Source organism: Aquabacterium sp. (assembly GCF_036279655.1).
Classification (GTDB): Bacteria; Pseudomonadota; Gammaproteobacteria; order Burkholderiales; family Burkholderiaceae_C; genus Aquabacterium.
In genome coordinates this window covers 47,139-47,819 of sequence record NZ_DASUIT010000007.1, presented here as the reverse complement: position 1 = coordinate 47,819, position 681 = coordinate 47,139, and the positions used below count along the sequence as shown (strand labels likewise).

General features: G+C 61.4%; 1 protein-coding gene. It reads right to left on the bottom strand.

From position 1 onward, the window contains the following. A partial coding sequence (locus VFW84_RS00860; protein WP_329678534.1) for a hypothetical protein occupies nucleotides 1–457 on the bottom strand: 457 nt, incomplete at its 3' end. Nucleotides 458–681 lie beyond the last annotated feature (224 nt).

Below are 681 nucleotides of genomic sequence, written 5' to 3'. Positions count from 1 at the left end.
GCTGCCTGATGCGCCCGAGGATGCCCGCCGTCGACAGCAGGGGGTGGCACAGGTAGTCGGCTCGGCAATGCATGCCCGAAGACGGCTGCCATTTGACGCCGACATTGAGCAGGCCTGGCGCAGGTGTGCCGCCAGGGTGTGCCCGCAGGCGCTGCCGCAAGGCTTCCCACAATTCCAGGTAGACCTTCCAGACCGTGCCACCGGGGCTGGACTCCACACCGACAAAAGCCATATTGGATTGAGGGAATAGTTCGGCCAGCAGCGGGGCATAGGTCGGGGGCATGCCCAGGATCGAGGCGATGTTTTGCAGTCTGCTCAGGTTCAGTTCAGCTGTACGGATGCCCAGGAGGGTCCGACCCTCCAGCAGCCCGGACGGGAGCAGTTTGAAGGAGTCTTCACGCCCATATGGCAGGCCTGCATCCTCAATCAATTCAGTGAGTTGTGTGCACTCGTTCAAGGGCATCGTGCAGGGTAGTCCAGGCGGTGGTCGGGTAGGGTGTGATCGGGGTTATCCCTCGATGGCGCCCACTCAGGGGGGTGGACCCCCTGTCATCCTAGGGGGGGTGCAACAGGAGGGAAATCGGACGATCTGCGCTAGATTTCACGGACTCATCGTCCAGACTGTACGTGCATTCTGTTGTAGGGCGATGCCGTTTCAATTTTGCCGAGATAGGCCACGCC